This window comes from Silanimonas lenta DSM 16282 (assembly GCF_000429065.1).
GTDB lineage: Bacteria > Pseudomonadota > Gammaproteobacteria > Xanthomonadales > Xanthomonadaceae > Silanimonas > Silanimonas lenta.
The window spans coordinates 42,613-58,443 of sequence record NZ_KE386845.1 but is presented as its reverse complement, the minus strand read 5'-3'; the positions used below and the strand labels follow the sequence as shown (position 1 = coordinate 58,443).

The 15,831-nt window shown below is 69.9% G+C and carries 15 protein-coding genes; 9 read left to right on the top strand and 6 right to left on the bottom strand.

Features of this window, described 5'->3' with window-relative positions:
• Nucleotides 1-11 precede the first annotated feature (11 nt).
• The 6 genes from G408_RS0111175 to G408_RS0111150 all read right to left on the bottom strand — a co-directional run bounded on the left by G408_RS0111175 (nt 12) and on the right by G408_RS0111150 (nt 7,668).
• Nucleotides 12-1,436, bottom strand: coding sequence for an alpha-amylase family protein (locus G408_RS0111175; protein WP_037413089.1), 1,425 nt, complete (start codon nt 1,434-1,436; stop codon nt 12-14).
• A 121-nt stretch (nt 1,437-1,557) separates the two neighbouring features.
• Nucleotides 1,558-2,370 carry an ABC transporter permease subunit gene (locus tag G408_RS0111170; protein WP_028771150.1) on the bottom strand — a complete coding sequence of 271 codons (813 nt, stop codon included), beginning with the start codon at nt 2,368-2,370 and terminating at the stop codon, nt 1,558-1,560.
• Nucleotides 2,367-3,224 (bottom strand): ABC transporter permease subunit, encoded by an 858-nt coding sequence (locus G408_RS14485; RefSeq protein WP_245584317.1) that lies wholly within the window; start codon nt 3,222-3,224, stop codon nt 2,367-2,369. The genes G408_RS0111170 and G408_RS14485 overlap by 4 nt, the downstream gene beginning before the upstream one ends.
• A gap of 137 nt (nt 3,225-3,361) precedes the next feature.
• Nucleotides 3,362-4,504, bottom strand: coding sequence for an ABC transporter ATP-binding protein (locus G408_RS0111160; protein WP_028771149.1), 1,143 nt, complete (start codon nt 4,502-4,504; stop codon nt 3,362-3,364).
• A 6-nt stretch (nt 4,505-4,510) separates the two neighbouring features.
• Complete coding sequence (locus G408_RS0111155) at nt 4,511-5,638, bottom strand: polyamine ABC transporter substrate-binding protein (RefSeq protein WP_211226674.1); 1,128 nt, start codon at nt 5,636-5,638, stop codon at nt 4,511-4,513.
• Entirely contained in the window at nt 5,638-7,668 is a 2,031-nt protein-coding gene (locus G408_RS0111150) for a 3-hydroxyacyl-CoA dehydrogenase NAD-binding domain-containing protein (RefSeq protein ID WP_028771147.1), read from the bottom strand. Before G408_RS0111150 ends, G408_RS0111155 begins: the two co-directional genes overlap by 1 nt.
• A gap of 160 nt (nt 7,669-7,828) precedes the next feature.
• Between G408_RS0111150 and rpoE the strand changes: the two genes are divergently transcribed.
• The 9 genes from rpoE to era all read left to right on the top strand — a co-directional run bounded on the left by rpoE (nt 7,829) and on the right by era (nt 15,821).
• A complete protein-coding gene (gene rpoE / locus G408_RS0111145) occupies nt 7,829-8,407 on the top strand; it encodes an RNA polymerase sigma factor RpoE (protein ID WP_028771146.1) in 579 nt (192 codons plus the stop codon).
• Nucleotides 8,408-8,411: 4 nt separating this feature from the next.
• On the top strand, nt 8,412-9,071 hold the full coding sequence (locus G408_RS14930) for a sigma-E factor negative regulatory protein (RefSeq protein WP_051282928.1): 660 nt from the start codon (nt 8,412-8,414) through the stop codon (nt 9,069-9,071).
• Nucleotides 9,068-9,553, top strand: a complete 486-nt coding sequence (locus G408_RS15185; RefSeq protein WP_169719235.1) for a SoxR reducing system RseC family protein — start codon at nt 9,068-9,070, stop codon at nt 9,551-9,553. The genes G408_RS14930 and G408_RS15185 overlap by 4 nt, the downstream gene beginning before the upstream one ends.
• Entirely contained in the window at nt 9,550-11,007 is a 1,458-nt protein-coding gene (locus G408_RS0111130) for a Do family serine endopeptidase (RefSeq protein WP_028771145.1), read from the top strand. Before G408_RS15185 ends, G408_RS0111130 begins: the two co-directional genes overlap by 4 nt.
• A gap of 115 nt (nt 11,008-11,122) precedes the next feature.
• Nucleotides 11,123-12,922, top strand: coding sequence for a translation elongation factor 4 (lepA, locus tag G408_RS0111125; RefSeq protein WP_028771144.1), 1,800 nt, complete (start codon nt 11,123-11,125; stop codon nt 12,920-12,922).
• Nucleotides 12,923-12,932: 10 nt separating this feature from the next.
• Complete coding sequence (lepB, locus tag G408_RS0111120) at nt 12,933-13,760, top strand: signal peptidase I (protein ID WP_028771143.1); 828 nt, start codon at nt 12,933-12,935, stop codon at nt 13,758-13,760.
• A 33-nt stretch (nt 13,761-13,793) separates the two neighbouring features.
• On the top strand, nt 13,794-14,162 hold the full coding sequence (locus G408_RS0111115) for a DUF4845 domain-containing protein (protein WP_028771142.1): 369 nt from the start codon (nt 13,794-13,796) through the stop codon (nt 14,160-14,162).
• Complete coding sequence (rnc, locus tag G408_RS14470; RefSeq protein WP_051282926.1) at nt 14,159-14,851, top strand: ribonuclease III; 693 nt, start codon at nt 14,159-14,161, stop codon at nt 14,849-14,851. Before G408_RS0111115 ends, rnc begins: the two co-directional genes overlap by 4 nt.
• A 55-nt stretch (nt 14,852-14,906) precedes the next feature.
• Entirely contained in the window at nt 14,907-15,821 is a 915-nt protein-coding gene (gene era, locus G408_RS0111105; protein WP_028771141.1) for a GTPase Era, read from the top strand.
• The last annotated feature ends 10 nt before the right edge of the window (nt 15,822-15,831 follow it).

Here is a 15,831-nt window from a genome sequence, read left to right as displayed (position 1 = left end):
CGGCCGGCGCTTCAGCGCAGCCACATCCGCGCCCGGCGCGGTGGCAGGTTGAAGGTGTAGGTGCTGCTGCTGATGCGCACCACGCTGGTGCCGTCGAGCACGTCGCGGTAATCCGTGTTCCACCACAGCACGCTGTTGCTCATGCCGACCGGGACCGATACCGAGTTCCCGCACTTGTTGATGGCGACGATGCCGCGGTTGCCGCGCCGGAAGATCAGGTGGCAGTCGCCCGCCGACAGTACCTGCTGGTCGCTTCCCTGCACGGCATTGTGGAAGCGCACCATCGCCTTCAGGTCGGCCCGGTTCCAGGCATTCACCCAGCGGTTGTCGCCGCTTTCGTTGTTGTCCGAGTACAGCATGGGCACGCCGCCGTCCCGGCCGAGGAGGTAGGCGTAGGCCAGCGTCTCGTCCGTCGGATCCATGATGAGATGGCGGAAGCCGGCATTGTTCGGAATGTCGTGCGTGACCGTGAACGTGATCGCCCGCGAGGGCGGCAGGGCCTGGCCGAAGGCGAGCGGATCGACGAGCTGGGTCATCCGCCCGCCGAATCCGAAGGCGCTGCGCAGCTGGTTGTGCAGCGGGAAATCGTAGGCGCCGTGGTCGGTATCGCGGAGATAGGGGGCGAGGAAGCGGTCGTATTCGGCATTGCCGGCGCCACCGCCCGTGATGACCTCACCGAACACATGCATGCCGGACTTGATCGCCGGCGTCAGCACGGCATTGATGTGGCCCGCCGGCATGTGCTTGGCGGCATCGATGCGGAAACCCTTCACGCCCATGGCCTTCAGTGCCTGCAGGTACTGCTGCTGCTGGGAGACAACCCAGGCATTGCCCACGAGGTCGGGCAGCCCGGCATCGCCACTGCCGCCGCAAAGGCGGTAGTTCTGCACCTCGAAGACATTCCCGTAATCGAGGATGCAGCGCGCCGGGCCGAAGTCGGCTGCCGACAGGAAGTTGTAGCGCAGGTCGCCGAACAGGCGCAGGCCGTTGTAGTAGGCCGGGTTGCCTGCGTACACCGCGAGCACGGCGCTGCCGGGGTAATCAAGGTCGCTGCGCCGGAAGGCCTCGTTCGCCATGTGGTTCATCACCACATCGGCATAGACGCGGATGCCGCGCTGCTGCAGGGCCGCGACCATGCTGCGGAAGGCCGTGGTATCGCCGAGCGGATTGTGGATCAGCCGGAGGTCCTGGGGCTGGTAGCGCGCCCACCAGGCATTGCCCTCGCTCCTGTAGGCCGGGGAGACCAGCACGATGCGGTAGCCGGCATCGCGGATCTGGTCGGCGCGTGCCTGCACGTCGGCATACCGCCAGTTGAAGGCATGGAGGATGACATCGGCCCGGGCGGCCGGTGCGCCGAGCAGGGCGAGGGCCAGAACGGCGAGGGCGCGGAACGGGGCACGCAGCGCCCGGGTCGGGGGGAGAGGGCGGGAGGACATCGGGGGGCTCCGGAGTGGCGTTCGCGGACGGGCAGGACCATGCCCGGTCTAGAGCCTAGGCTCTAATGCCTCGCCTCCGTCATGAATACGTATGCAGCCTGCGCATGCGGGCAGCAGGGTTTCAGGCCCCTGCCTGACGGTTGCCCCGGTGCAGCATCCAGCCCGCGAGGCTGATGCCGAGGCAGACCGCCACGATGATGATCGTGGCCAGTGCGTTGATCTCCGGCGTCACGCCGAAGCGCACCTTGGAGAGGATGAGCACCGGCAGGGTGCTGCTGCCCGGCCCCGAGGTGAAGCTGGCGATCACCACGTCGTCGAGCGAGAGCGTGAAGGCGAGCAGCCAGCCGGCCAGCAGGGCCGGCCAGATCAGCGGCAGGGTGACGAGGAAGAACACTTTCCACGGCCGCGCCCCGAGGTCCATCGCCGCTTCCTCGAGGCTGTGGTCGGTCTGCACCAGGCGCGAGCGCACCACCACCGTGACATAGCAGACGCACAGCGTCACATGGGCGATGGTGATGGTGTCGATGCCCCGGCCCTGCGGCCAGCCGACCAGCTGCTGCAGGGTGATGAACAGAAAGAGGGCGCTGATGCCGAGCATCACGTCCGGCATCACCAGCGGCGCCGAGCTCATCAGCGAGAGCAGGCCCCGGCCCCTGAAGCGCCCGAAGCGCGAGAGGGCGAGCGCGGCCATCGTGCCGATCACCACGGCGAGCGTCGAGGCCATGGCGGCGATCAGCAGCGAGAGCAGGGCGGCGTCGATCACCGCCTGGTTCTCGAACAGGCGCCCGTACCACTGCAGGGAGAAACCCTTCCACAGGCTCACCGAGCGCGACTCGTTGAAGGAGAACAGCACCACGCTGGCGATCGGCAGGTAGAGGAAGGCGTAGCCGAACGCCATCGCGGTATAGAGCAGGAAGGGGCGGCGCTCGCTCACGCGCGTTCCGCCTCCCGGCGGGCCCGGCGTTCCTGCACCGATTCGAACAGCAGCATCGGCACCACGATCAGCACCAGCATGGCCATGGCCACCGCCGCTGCCAGCGGGTAGTGGCGGGCGTTGAAGAAGTCTTCCCAGATGCGCTGGCCGATGGAGAGCGAGCCCGGGCCGCCGAGCAGGGCCGGGATGACGTATTCCCCCACCGCCGGGATCAGCACCAGCAGCGAGCCGGCAAGGATGCCGGGCAGCGAGAGCGGCAGGGTGACCGAGAGGAAGGCGCGCCAGGGGCGGGCGCCGAGGTCGGCGGCGGCCTGCAGCAGGGTGAAGTCGAGCCGCATCAGGTTGGCCACCAGCGGCAGCACCATGAAGGGCAGGTAGTTGTAGGTGATGCCGAGGTACACCGCGAACGGGGTGTCGATCAGCCGCACCGGGGCATCGACGAGGCCGAGCGCCAGCAGGGCCTGGTTGACGAGGCCGTTGTCGCGCAGCAGGCCGGTGAGGGCATAGGTGCGCAGCAGCGAGCTGGTCCAGAACGGCAGGACCACCAGCATCAGCAGGAACAGTCGCCAGCCCGGACTGGCGCGGGCGATGCCGTAGGCGATGGGGTAGCCAAGCACCAGGCAGGCGAGGGTGGAGACCGAGGCGAACTGCAGCGAGTTGATGTAGCTCTCGATGTAGATCGGGTCGGTGAGCAGGCGGGCATAGCCGGCGAAGCTCAGGGTGATCTGCACCAGGCCATCGCCGCCGAAGGCCACGAGGTCGGAGTAGGGCGGGGCCCCGCCGGTGCGCTGGGACAGGCTGATCTTCAGCACCACCAGCAGCGGGGCGAGGAAGAAGGCCAGCAGCCAGAGCATCGGCACGGCGATGACGAGGTAGCGGCCGCGGCTGCCGCGCAGCTCGCGCCCGAGGGCGCCGATCTGCCGGAACAGGCCCAGCACCACCTGGTACCAGAGGTCCCACCAGCCGGCATTGGCAGCCCCGCGCTGCATGCTCAGGCGGTGAGCACGATGGCGTCGCGGGCGTGCCAGACGAGGTAGAGCACGTCGCCCCAGTTGTAGTGCGGGTCGGCGCTGCGGGCGGCATGCGTTTCCTGCACCCGCAGCACGAAGCCGTCGTCGGTCTGCACGTGGTAGATCGATACGTCGCCGAGGTAGGCGATCTCCACCACCCGGCCACGCACCACGTTGTCCACGCCCGAAGGCTCGGCCTCGGCCACGTCGATCTTCTCCGGGCGGATCGCCACGTCCACGTCGGTGCCCACCGGGATGGGCTCGGCGTAGCGCGCCCAGGTATCGAAGTCGAGGTCATGGCAGTGCACCAGCACGCGTTCCTCCTGCTGTTCCAGCACGGTGCCGCGCAGCATGTTCACCGCGCCGATGAACTCGGCCACGAACTTCGAGTGCGGGTACTCGTAGAGGTTGGCCGGGGTCGAGACCTGGAGGATGCGGCCGGCGTCCATCACCGCCACCCGGCTGCTCATGGTCATCGCCTCCTCCTGGTCGTGGGTGACCATGACGAAGGTGGTGCCGGTGCGCTCCTGGATGTTCACCAGCTCGAACTGGGTGTGCTCGCGCAGCTTCTTGTCGAGCGCGCCCAGCGGTTCGTCGAGCAGCAGCAGCTTGGGCTGCTTTGCCAGTGCGCGCGCCAGGGCCACGCGCTGGCGCTGGCCGCCGGAGAGCTGGTCGGGCTTGCGCCGGCCGTACTGCCCCATCTTCACCAGGTCGAGCATGGCCGCTACCCGGTCGCCGATCTCGCTGGCCGGGCGCCGGTCCTGCTTCAGGCCGAAGGCGATGTTCTGCTCCACCGTCATGTGGGGGAACAGCGCATAGCTCTGGAACATCATGTTCACCGGGCGCTCGTAGGGCGGCACCCGGGTCATGTCGATGCCGTCGATCAGCACCCGGCCCTTGTCGGGCACCTCGAAGCCGCCGAGGATCCGCAGCAGGGTGCTCTTGCCACAGCCCGAGCCGCCGAGCAGGGAGAAGAACTCGCCGCGGTAGATGTCGAGGAAGACATCGTCCACGGCATAGGTCTTGCCGAAGGTCTTGGTGACACCCTCGATCCGCAGCAGTGGTTCGGCCTTCGGGTCCTGCCAGGGATCGATGGCGGCCGCGCGGCGGGCCGGCGTGCTCATCTCGCTTCAGCCGCCGCGCTTGATGTCGGCCCAGGCGCGCTGGCGGGCGTCGTTCTCCTCCAGCGGCAGTTTCTTGGTGTCCACCAGCTTGCCCATCACCTCCTCCGGCGGGTACACGGCGGGGTCGGCGCGCAGCCCGGGGTCGACGAGGTCCTTCGCCGGCAGGTTGGCCGAGGCGTAGGAGACGAACTCGCTGATCGGGGCGATCACGTCGGGGCGCAGCAGGAAGTCGATGAAGGCATGGGCCTCGGCCTTGTTCGGGGCATCGGCCGGGATGGCCATCACGTCGAACCAGCGGATCGCGCCTTCGCGCGGGATGACATAGCCGATCTCCACCCCGGTGCCGGCTTCCTCGGCACGGTCGCGGGCCTGCAGCACGTCGCCGTTGTAGCCCATGGCCACGCAGATCTCGCCATTGGCAAGATCGTCGATGTAGCGGCTGGAGTTGAAGTAGCGGATGTGCTGGCGCACCGGGGCGTACACCGCGCGCACCACGTCGATCTCGCCATTGCCCATGCCGTTCGGGTCCATGCCCTTCCAGAACAGGGCGGCGGAGAAGGCCTCCTGCTGGTCGTCGAGCACGGCGATGCCGCACTTCGCCAGTTTTGCGCTGGTGGCGGGGTCGAAGAGCAGGCCCCAGGTGTCGAGCTCGGCCTCCTCGCCGAGGGCCTCGCGCACCTTGGCCACGTTGTAGCCGATGGCGGTGGTGCCCCACATGTAGGGCACGATGAAGCGGCCCTCCGGGTCGGCAGCGGCGACGCCGCCAGCCAGGGCCGGGTCGAGGTTCACCAGGTTCGGCAGCAGGGCCTTGTCCAGCGGGGCGTAGAGGCCGTTGGCGATGTGCTTCTGGGCGAAGGGGGCCGAGGGGAAGACCACGTCATAGCCGCTGTTGCGCGCCACCAGCTTGGCGTCCAGGGTCTCGTTGTCGGCGTAGACGTCGTACACCACCTCGATGCCGGTCTCGCGGGTGAAGCGCTGCAGCGTTTCCGGGGTGATGTAGTCGGACCAGTTGTAGACGTTGACCCGGCGCTGCCTGGGGCCGTCGGGCTTGGCGGCATCGTCGGAGCCCTGGCCGCCGCAGGCGGCGAGGAGCAGGGCGGCGGTGAGGGTGGCAGCGAGCGTGGCGAGGCGCATCACAGGGTCTCCCATCCGGGGCGGGGCGTGAACCGGGGGCCGTGCACGGCGGCGAGCTGTTCGAGCCGGGCCTTGAGCCTGGCCGGACCTTCGGCGCGGGCATGGGCGATCGGGCCGCCGCGGAAGGGGGCGAAGCCGGTGCCGAAGATCACCCCGGCGTCGAGCAGGTCGGCATCGGCCACGGTGCCGTCGGCAAGGCAGCTCACGGCCTCGTTGACGAGCGGCAGGATCAACCGGTCCTCGAGGTCTTCCGGCGGCGTGTAGCCGGCCGGCACCTCGGGCTTCACCGGCTTGCCGTTCTCCCACTTGTAGAGGCCCTGGCCGTCCTTCTTGCCGCGCTTGCCCTCCTCGACCGTCAGGCCTTCGGGCAGCGGCTGGCCATGGAAAGCGGCCATGATCTTCCCGACGCTCGCGGCCACGTCGAGGCCCACGGTATCGACCAGTTCGATCGGGCCCATCGGCATGCCGAACTTCAGTGCCGCCTTGTCGATCACCGCGCCCGGCACGCCCTCCTTGAACAGCAGGATGGCCTCCTGCATGTAGGGGGCGAGGATGCGGTTGACGAGGAAGCCCGGCGTGCCGGCCACCGGCACCGGCAGCTTGTCGATGGCCTTGCAGAAGGCCGCCAGGCGGCGCGTGGTCTCGGCATCCAGGCGGTCGTGCTGGACGATCTCGACCAGCGGCATCAGGGCCACCGGGTTGAAGAAGTGCAGGCCGGCGAAGCGGGAGGCATCGGTGCGGCCCTCGCGCAGCACTTCCAGCGCGATCGAGCTGGTGTTGGTGGCGAGGATGGCGCCCGGCTTCAGGGATTCCTCCGCCTTCCTGAACAGCGCCTGCTTGGCCTCGGCATCCTCGAAGATGGCCTCGATGACGAGGTCGGCCTTGGCCACGCCGGCTCCCTCCACGTCCGCCTGCAGGCGGGCGCGGGTCTCGGCGCGCTTCGCTTCGTCCTTGATCTTCTTGGCGTAGAACTCGTCGGCGCGCTTCAGGGCCGGCTCGATGAACCTCATCTCGCGGTCCTGCAGGGTCACGGTAAAGCCGCGGAAGGCGGCCCAGGCGGCGATGTCGCCGCCCATCACGCCGGCACCGATCACGTGCACGTGCTGGATGCCATGGTCCTTGCCGCCCAGGCCCTTCAGGCGCTCCATCAGCAGGAACACGCGCACGAGGTTGCGGGCCGTCGGGCCGCTGGCGAGCTTCGAGACCGCCTTCGCCTCGGCCAGCAGGGCGCGGGAGACATTCCCCACGCCGGTGCGGCGCCAGGTCTCGATCAGGGCGTAGGGCGCGGGGTAGTGCTCCTTGCGGGCCTTGCGCGCCACCTGCTTCACCATCATGTTGGCCAGTACCTGCCGCGCCGGCCAGGTGTTGCTGGCCCAGGCGGTGAGGCGCTGCTTCAACGGGCGTTGCATGCCTTTCTTCGCCAGCTCGATGGCGGCATCCAGCAGCACCGGGCCTTCGACCACCCGGTCGATGAGCCCGATCGCCCGGGCCTGGCTGGCGCGCAGGGCGCGGCCGGTGAGCATCAGGTCCATGGCCGCCGGGGCGCCGAGCAGGCGCGGGGCGCGCACGCTGCCGCCCCAGCCGGGGTAGATGCCGAGCTTCACCTCGGGCAGGCCGATACGGGTGTTCTCGGCGCTGCTCGCCACGCGGTAGCGGCAGGCCAGGGCCAGTTCGGTGCCGCCGCCCATGCAGTGGCCGTGGATCGCCGCCACGGTGGGGAAGGGCAGGCGGGCGATGCGGTCGAACAGCAGCTGGCCGGAGCGGATCCAGTCGAAGATCTGGCCCCTGGCATCGATTTCCTCGAAGCCCTTGATGTCGGCCCCGGGAATGAAGCCGGCGGCCTTGCCGGAGCAGAACACCGCGCCCTTCGGTTTCTCGATGGCCAGGCGTTCGACCAGCTGGCCGAGTTCGTCCAGCACGCCGCGGGAGAGCGCATTGACGCTCTGGTCGGCGCGGTCGAGGGTGAGGACGACGATGCCGTCGGCGCGCACTTCCGTGCGCCAGTGTTGCAGGCGGAGACCTTCGAACATGCGGTGACCGTACGGGCGGGTAGGGCGGATGGGCCGGTATCATCCGGGCTGTACTTTCCCGCGGTCAAATCGCCGGGAACTTTCCCACTCGCCGCCGGTCACAGGTCCGCGTCCTCCCGCGGCCCCGCGCCGGCGCCCCATGCGCAGGAGCAGGCCCGGGATGGGCACGGACCACAACGACCACGAACTCGTCAGGCGCGTCCAGGCCGGTGACCGGAATGCCTTCGATCTGCTCGTCAGGAAGTACCAGTACCGCATCGCCGCCCTGGTGCGGCGGCACGTCCGCGATCCAGCCGAGGCCGAGGACGTGGTGCAGGAGGCCTTCGTCCGTGCCTGGCGCGCCCTGCCGCAGTTCCGCGGCGAGGCCCAGTTCTACACCTGGCTCTACCGCATCGCCGTGAACACCGCCAAGAACCATCTCGTCTCGCTGGGCCGCCAGCCCGCCGCCCTCGACATCGACGACGAGGAGGTGGCGGCCGTGCGCGAGGCCGAGCGCCTGCACGACGGCGACACCCCCGAGCACGAAACCCTGCGCAACGAGATCGAGCAGCAGGTGCTGGCGGCGGTGGCCGGGCTCGCCCCCGAGCTGCGCGAGGCCCTCACCCTGCGCGAAGTGGAGGGCCTGAGCTACGAGGAGATCGCCGAGCGCATGGGCTGTCCGATCGGCACCGTGCGCTCGCGCATCTTCCGCGCCCGCGAGGCCATCGACACGCAACTGCGCCCCTTGCTGGACCCCTGATGCCATGAGCACCACCGCCCCCGACGAATTCCGCGAACAGTTGAGCGCCTGGCACGACGGCGCGCTCGCGCCCGAGGCCGGCCGATTCGTGCAGCGAAGGCTGGATGGCGATGCCGCCCTGCGCGCCCAGCTCGGGCGCTGGCAGGCGATCGGTGATGCCCTGCGCCGCCAGGCGCAGGCGCCGGTGTCTTCCGGTCTGGCCGGCCGCGTGGCCCGGGCGCTGGAGACCGAGGCCCTGCCGGCGCAGCCCCCTGCCCACATCGCCCCGGCGCCGCGCCGCCGCTGGCCCCTCATCGCCTCGGCCGCCGCCTCGGCCTTTGCCCTGGTGCTGGCCTGGCCGGAGCCGGAAGGCTCGTCGCCCGTCCCTGCCGCTCCGTCGCCGCTCGTGGCCCAGGCTCCCGCTCCGGCCGCCCTGCCGGCGGCCCGCCCGCTGCCGGCGCCTACCCCGACGCCGCTGCGTCCGGAATCGCGCCCGCTGCCGGCTCCGGCGGCGGCCGAACCGCCCCTGCTCGCCCGTGCCCCGCAGCCCACGGCCGAGCAGCTCGCCCCGCTTCCGGCCATCGACGCGCCGAGCCGGCCCTGGCCGCGCAGCCGCCATGCGGCACCGGCGTTCACCGTCGATTACAGCGTGCCCGTGCCGCCGCAGGACGGCCCCCGGCCTTGAGCCCGTCTTCGCCGGCCGGTTCCGGCGGTGCGGCCACGGGCGAGGGCTGGCTCGCTCGCCGTGCCCGCGTGCTCGCCAGTACCCCGGAGGGGCTGGACGTGGCCTGGCTGGAGTCCACCTGTCGCGGCTGCGCGGGCTGTGGCGGGCGGTGCAGCCTGTTCGCCGCGCCCGAAGGGCAGCCCGAGCGCCTGCCGGTCCTGGCTTCCGGCCTGCGGCCGGGCGAGGACATCGAGGTGCTGGTGGATGCCCGCGCCCTGCGCCGCGCCGCGTTCCGTTCCTATGGTCTCGCCCTCGTCGCCCTGCTGCTGGGAGCCGGCCTCGGCCACCTGCTCGGCCGGGCGGCCGGTTTCCCGAACGCCGCCGCACTGGCCGGGCTGCTCGCGGGAACTTTCCTCGCGGGGCGTCTGACCAAGCGCCTCGACGCCGCGCCCCGCCTCGGGCTGCGGCCCTGCAACGGACTTCCGACCAAGGATCTGACATGACGATGCGCCTGCCATCACCCCGGCGTGCCCTGCTCGCCCTCGCCCTGCTCACTCCCTTCGCCCTCGCCCCGGTGCTGCTGCCGGCGCAGTCCTCCGCGCCGGCAGCCGCTCCGGCTGCGGCGCCGCTCGTGCAGCTGCCCGATTTCACCCGCCTCGTCGAGCAGGTCTCGCCGGCGGTGGTGAACATCGAGGCGCAGATCGGCAGCGGCCGCGGCAGCCGTGCCGCCCAGGCCATCGACGAGGCCATGCCGGAGATCTTCCGCCGCTTCATCGGCCCTGGCATGCCGGCGCCGGAACCGCGTGGCGGCACCTCCTTCGGTACCGGCTTCGTCACCAGCGCCGATGGCTACATCATCACCAACCACCATGTCATCGAGGGGGCCGAGAAGGTCATCGTGCGGTTTGCCGACCGCCGCGAGCTGGAGGCGAAGATCGTCGGCTCGGATGCGATGTCGGATATCGCCCTGCTCAAGGTCGAGGCCCGCGGCCTGCCGGCGGTGCGCATCGGCGATGCTGCCAGCCTCAAGCCCGGGCAGTGGGTGGTGGCGATCGGCTCGCCCTTCGGCTTCGAGCATTCGGTGACCGCCGGCGTGGTCTCCGGCATCAACCGCCGCAGCATGGATCCGGGCCAGCAGTACGTGCCCTTCATCCAGACCGACGTGGCGATCAACCGCGGCAACTCCGGTGGCCCGCTGCTCAACGTGCGCGGCGAGGTGGTGGGGGTCAACTCGCAGATCTTCAGCAATACCGGCGGCTTCATCGGCGTGTCCTTCGCCATCCCGGTGGACGTGGCGATGAACACCGCCCGCCAGCTGCGCGAAACCGGCGAGGTGCGGCGCGGCGTGCTTGGCGTGCAGATCGGCCAGGTCACCCGCGAGCGGGCGCAGGAGCTCGGCCTCTCGCGTCCGGTGGGCGCCTTCGTCAACAGCGTCAACAACGGCAGCGCCGCCGACAAGGCCGGTATCCGCCCGGGTGACGTGATCACTGCCTTCAATGGCCGCGAGATCCTCAATGCCTCCGACCTGCCGCCGCAGGTGGGCCTGCTGGCCCCGGGCAGCAAGGCCACGGTGACGGTGCGCCGTGGCAGCAGCACCCGCGACATCACCGTGACCCTGGATGCGCTCGATGGCAACGCCATTGCCGCCACCACGCCGGCGCGTCCGGCGGCCGCGGCCAATGCCCTCGGGCTTGCCGTCGAGGCGGTGGATGCCGAGACCCGGCGCGCGCTCGGCCTGCGCCCGGGCGAGGGGGTGCGGATCAGCCGCGTGGGCTCGCCGCTGGCCCGCCAGGCCGGCCTCTCGGTGGGCGACGTGGTGCTGGCGGTGAACGGCAGCGACGTCGGCTCGCCGCAGGCCTTCGAGGCGGCCCTGGCCCGGGTGAAGCGGGGCGAGACCCTGCGCCTGCTGGTGCGCAACGCCGGCAGCACCGGCTTCGTGGAACTGCCGATGCCCTGAGTCCGGAAGGGGGAAGGCGGCCGGGCCCGGAGCCCGGCCGCGCCCCGGCCCGGGACGGCCCCTGTGCGATAATCCGGCGCTTGCCCGCACCGGGCACCGTCCTTCCGGCCCTCCCATGCAGCACATCCGCAATTTCTCCATCATCGCCCACGTCGACCACGGCAAGTCGACCCTCGCCGACCGCATCATCCAGATCTGCGGCGGGCTCGAGGAGCGCGAGATGGAAGCCCAGGTGCTCGATTCGAACCCGATCGAGCGCGAGCGTGGCATCACCATCAAGGCGCAGTCGGTCTCGCTGCCCTATACGGCGCGGGACGGCAAGACCTACCAGCTCAACTTCATCGACACGCCGGGCCATGTCGACTTCAGCTACGAGGTGAGCCGCTCGCTCGCTGCCTGCGAGGGCGCGCTGCTGGTGGTGGACGCGGCGCAGGGCGTCGAGGCGCAGTCGGTGGCGAACTGTTACACCGCCGTCGAGCAGGGCCTCGAGGTGGTGCCGGTGCTGAACAAGATCGACCTGCCCACCGCCGACGTCGAGCGCGCCAAGCGCGAGATCGAGGCGGTGATCGGCATCGATGCCACCGATGCCGTCGCGATCTCGGCCAAGACCGGCCTCAACGTGCGCGAGGTGCTGGAAGCGATCGTCGAGCGCATCCCGCCGCCGAAGGTGGGCGATACCGACAAGCTGCAGGCCCTGATCATCGACTCCTGGTTCGACAACTACCTCGGCGTGGTCTCGCTGGTGCGCGTGGTGCAGGGCGAGATCCGCAAGGGCGACAAGATCCTCGTCATGTCCACCGGCCGCGTGCACGAGGTGGACAACGTCGGCGTGTTCACGCCGAAGCGCAAGGTGAAGGATGCCCTGCTGCCGGGCGAGGTGGGCTGGCTCACTGCGGCGATCAAGGACGTGCACGGTGCCCCGGTGGGCGACACACTGACCTCCGCCAAGGATCCGGCCGAGAAGCCCCTGCCCGGCTTCCAGACCATGCAGCCGCGGGTGTTCGCCGGGCTCTTCCCCACCGCCGCCGACGACTACCCGGCCCTGCGCGAGGCACTGGAGAAGCTGCGCCTCAATGACGCCGCCCTGCAGTTCGAGCCGGAGAGCTCCGAGGCCATGGGTTTCGGCTTCCGCTGCGGCTTCCTTGGCATGCTGCACATGGAGATCGTGCAGGAGCGCCTGGAGCGCGAGTACGACCTCGACCTCGTCACCACCGCGCCCACCGTGGTCTACGAGCTGGTGCAGACCGACGGCACGGTGGTGAAGCTCGACAATCCGGCGCGGCTGCCGCCGGTGAACAAAATCGAGGAGATCCGCGAGCCGATCATCCGCGCCAACATCCTCACGCCCGAGGAGTACATCGGCAACATCATCAAGCTGTGCGAGGAGAAGCGCGGCAGCCAGATCGGCATCACCTATCTTGGCAGCCAGGTGCAGATCGCCTACGAGCTGCCGATGGCCGAGGTGGTGCTCGACTTCTTCGACCGCCTGAAGTCGGTCTCGCGCGGCTACGCCTCGCTCGATTACCACTTCCTGCGCTTCGAGCCGGGCCCCTTCGTGCGGGTCGACGTGCTGATCAACGGCGACCGGGTGGACGCCATGTCGATGATCCTGCACCGCACCCAGGCCGAGCGCCGAGGCCGGGAGCTCTGCGAGCGCATGCGCGAGCTGATCCCGCGGCAGATGTTCGATGTCGCCATCCAGGCGGCGATCGGCTCGCAGATCATCGCCCGCTCCACGGTGAAGGCCCTGCGCAAGAACGTACTGGCGAAGTGCTACGGCGGCGATGCCACGCGCAAGAAGAAGCTCCTCGAAAAGCAGAAGGAGGGCAAGAAGCGCATGAAGCAGTTCGGCAAGGTGGAAATCCCGCAGGAGGCCTTCCTGGCCGTCCTCTCGGTCGACAACAACACGAAGTGAAGGCCCCCGCGTGAAGCTCGATTTCGCCCTGATCCTCACCGTCCTGACCCTGCTCTGCGGTGCTGCCTGGCTGCTCGACCGCCTGGTGCTGGCGCGCCGCCGCGCCGCCGCCGGGGCGGAATCTGGGGGAGGGGGCACCGTCGATTTCCTCGCTTCGCTGTTCCCGGTGCTGGCGGTGGTGCTGGTGCTGCGCAGCTTCGTCTACGAGCCCTTCCGCATCCCATCGTCCTCGATGATGCCGACCCTGCTGATCGGCGACTTCATCCTGGTGAACAAGTTCGCCTACGGCGTGCGCCTTCCGGTCACCAACACCCTGCTGTTCGAGACCGGCAAGCCCAGGCGCGGCGACGTGGTGGTGTTCCGCTATCCCGGCCGCAATCCGGCGCCGCCCTACGACCCGCCGGCCGGCACCGACTACATCAAGCGCGTGGTCGGCCTGCCCGGCGACGTGGTGGAGGTGCGCGACAACCGGCTGACGATCAACGGCCAGCCGGTGAAGTACGAGGGGGGCGAGGTCTACATCGGCACCGGGCCGCGCCCGGCGGTGGAGATGAGCGGCACCCGGCGTTTCATGGAGGAACTGGTGCCGGGCCGCCCGCACGCCATCCTTGACCAGGCGCCCTTCCGCTACAACCCCGGCGATGGCCGCCGGGTGGTGCCGGAGGGCCACTATTTCATGATGGGCGACAACCGCGTGGCCTCCGACGACAGCCGCTTCTGGGGCTTCGTGCCGGAGGCCAACCTGGCCGGGCGCGCCGACGTGATCTGGCTCAACTGCGCGAACTGGGCTTGCATCGACAGCTTCGATTGGCGTCGAATTGGCACCGTCATCCGTTAACGCCCGCCCCACGCACCCCGACCGAGGCCCCCCATGCGATACCACCAGCGCGGCATCAGCTTCATTGGGTTCGTCATCGTGCTCGCCGTCGCCGGCTTCTTCCTGTTCCTCGGGATGAAGATCGGGCCGGTCTACATCGAGTATTTCTCGATGCGCAACGCGGTGAACAAGGTCGCCAACGAGGTCGGTACGAACGACATCGGAACGATCCGGAAGGCGATGGACCGGCAGATGACCATCGATTACGCCGCGTCCTACCAGCCGGAGTTCGTCCGGGTGCAGCGCGAGGGCGATGCTTTCCTCCTCGTGCTGAAGTACGAGATCAGAAAGCCGCTGATCTACAACCTCGACTTCGTCGCCAAGTTCGAGCACTCGGCGCCGATCCGCCAGCCCGGGGCATGAGCCCCGGCTTCGGCCACCGCTTCCGCGATCCTGGCCTGCTCGAGACCGCGCTGCGCCATCGCAGCGCCGGCGTGCCGCACAACGAGCGGCTCGAATTCCTCGGCGATGCCGTGCTCGCCCTGCTGGTGGCCGAGGCCCTGCACCAGCGCTGGCCGAAGGCCGACGAGGGCGCCCTGACCCGGGCGCGCTCGCAGCTGGTGCGGGAATCCACCCTGGCCGCCATTGCCCGCCGTCTCGGTCTTGGCGACCAGTTGCAGCTGGGCCCGGGGGAGCGCAAGTCGGGAGGGCGGCACCGCGATTCCATCCTGGCCGATGCCCTCGAGGCCGTGGTCGGGGCCGTCTATCTCGATGGCGGCCTGGACGCCTGCCGGGCGGCCGTGCTGCCTTGGTTCGAGGACGGGCTGGCCACGCTGCCCGCCGGCAAGGCCGACAAGGATCCCAAGACCCGGGTGCAGGAATGGCTGCAGGCGCGGCAGTGGGCACGCCCGGAATACGAACTCGTGGAGGCGCGCGGACCTGACCATGCCCGGCATTTCCGCGTCCGTGCCCGTGCCGGCGAGCCCCTGCTGGAAGTGGAGGGCGAGGGCAGTTCCCTGCGCAATGCCGAGCAGTCCGCGGCCGAGGCCCTGCTCACGGCCCTGGAGGCGGCCCACCCGCCACGCCGCCGCGCCGGCGTGCCGCCGGCATGACTTTCCCGGGACTGGCGTGGCGGCGGCCGTGGCGCGCAGCCGCTACACTGCCGGCATGAGCGATTCTCCCGAGACCGAAACCCCACACCGCGCCGGCACCGTCGCGGTGCTCGGCCGCCCCAACGTGGGCAAGTCCACCCTCGTCAATGCCCTCGTCGGGGCCAAGGTGAGCATCGTCTCGCCCAAGCCCCAGACCACCCGCCACCGCCTGCTCGGCATCGCCACCTTCCAGGATGGCCAGATCGCCCTCGTGGATACCCCGGGCCTGCACCGTGACCAGGGCGGGCGGGCGATGAACCGCTACATGAACCGCGCCGCCCGCGGCGCCGTGGATGGCGTGGATGCGGCGGCCCTGGTGGTCGAAGCCGGGCGCTGGACCGAGGAGGACGGGCTTGCCTATGCGCTGCTGCGCGATGCCGGCGTGCCGGTGGTGCTGGTGATCAACAAGGTGGACAGGCTGGCCGACAAGAGCCTGCTGTTGCCCTTCATCGCCGAGGTCACGCAGGGACGCGAGTTCGCCGCCGTGCACCCGATCGCCGCCCGCAAACAGGACGGCCTGCGGCCGCTGGTGAAGAGCCTGCTCTCGGTGCTGCCCGAATCGCCGCCGCTGTTCGCCGAGGACGAGATCACCGACCGCAGCGAGCGCTTCCTCGCCGCCGAACTGGTGCGCGAGCAGCTGATGCGCAAGCTCGGGCAGGAGGTGCCGTACTCGACCACGGTCGAGATCGAGACGTTCGAGGAAGAAGGCGAGCGGCTGCGCATCGCCGCCGTGGTCTGGGTCGAGCGCGAGGGCCAGAAGGCCATCGTGATCGGGCAGGGCGGCGAGCGGCTGAAGGCCATCGGCAGCGCGGCCCGGCTCTCGATGGAGAAGCTGTTCGGCCGCCGGGTCTTCCTGCAGACCTGGGTGCGGGTGCGCGAGGGCTGGTCGGACGACGAGGCCGCGCTGCGCCAGTTCGGCTACGGCGAGTAGCGCCCGGGCG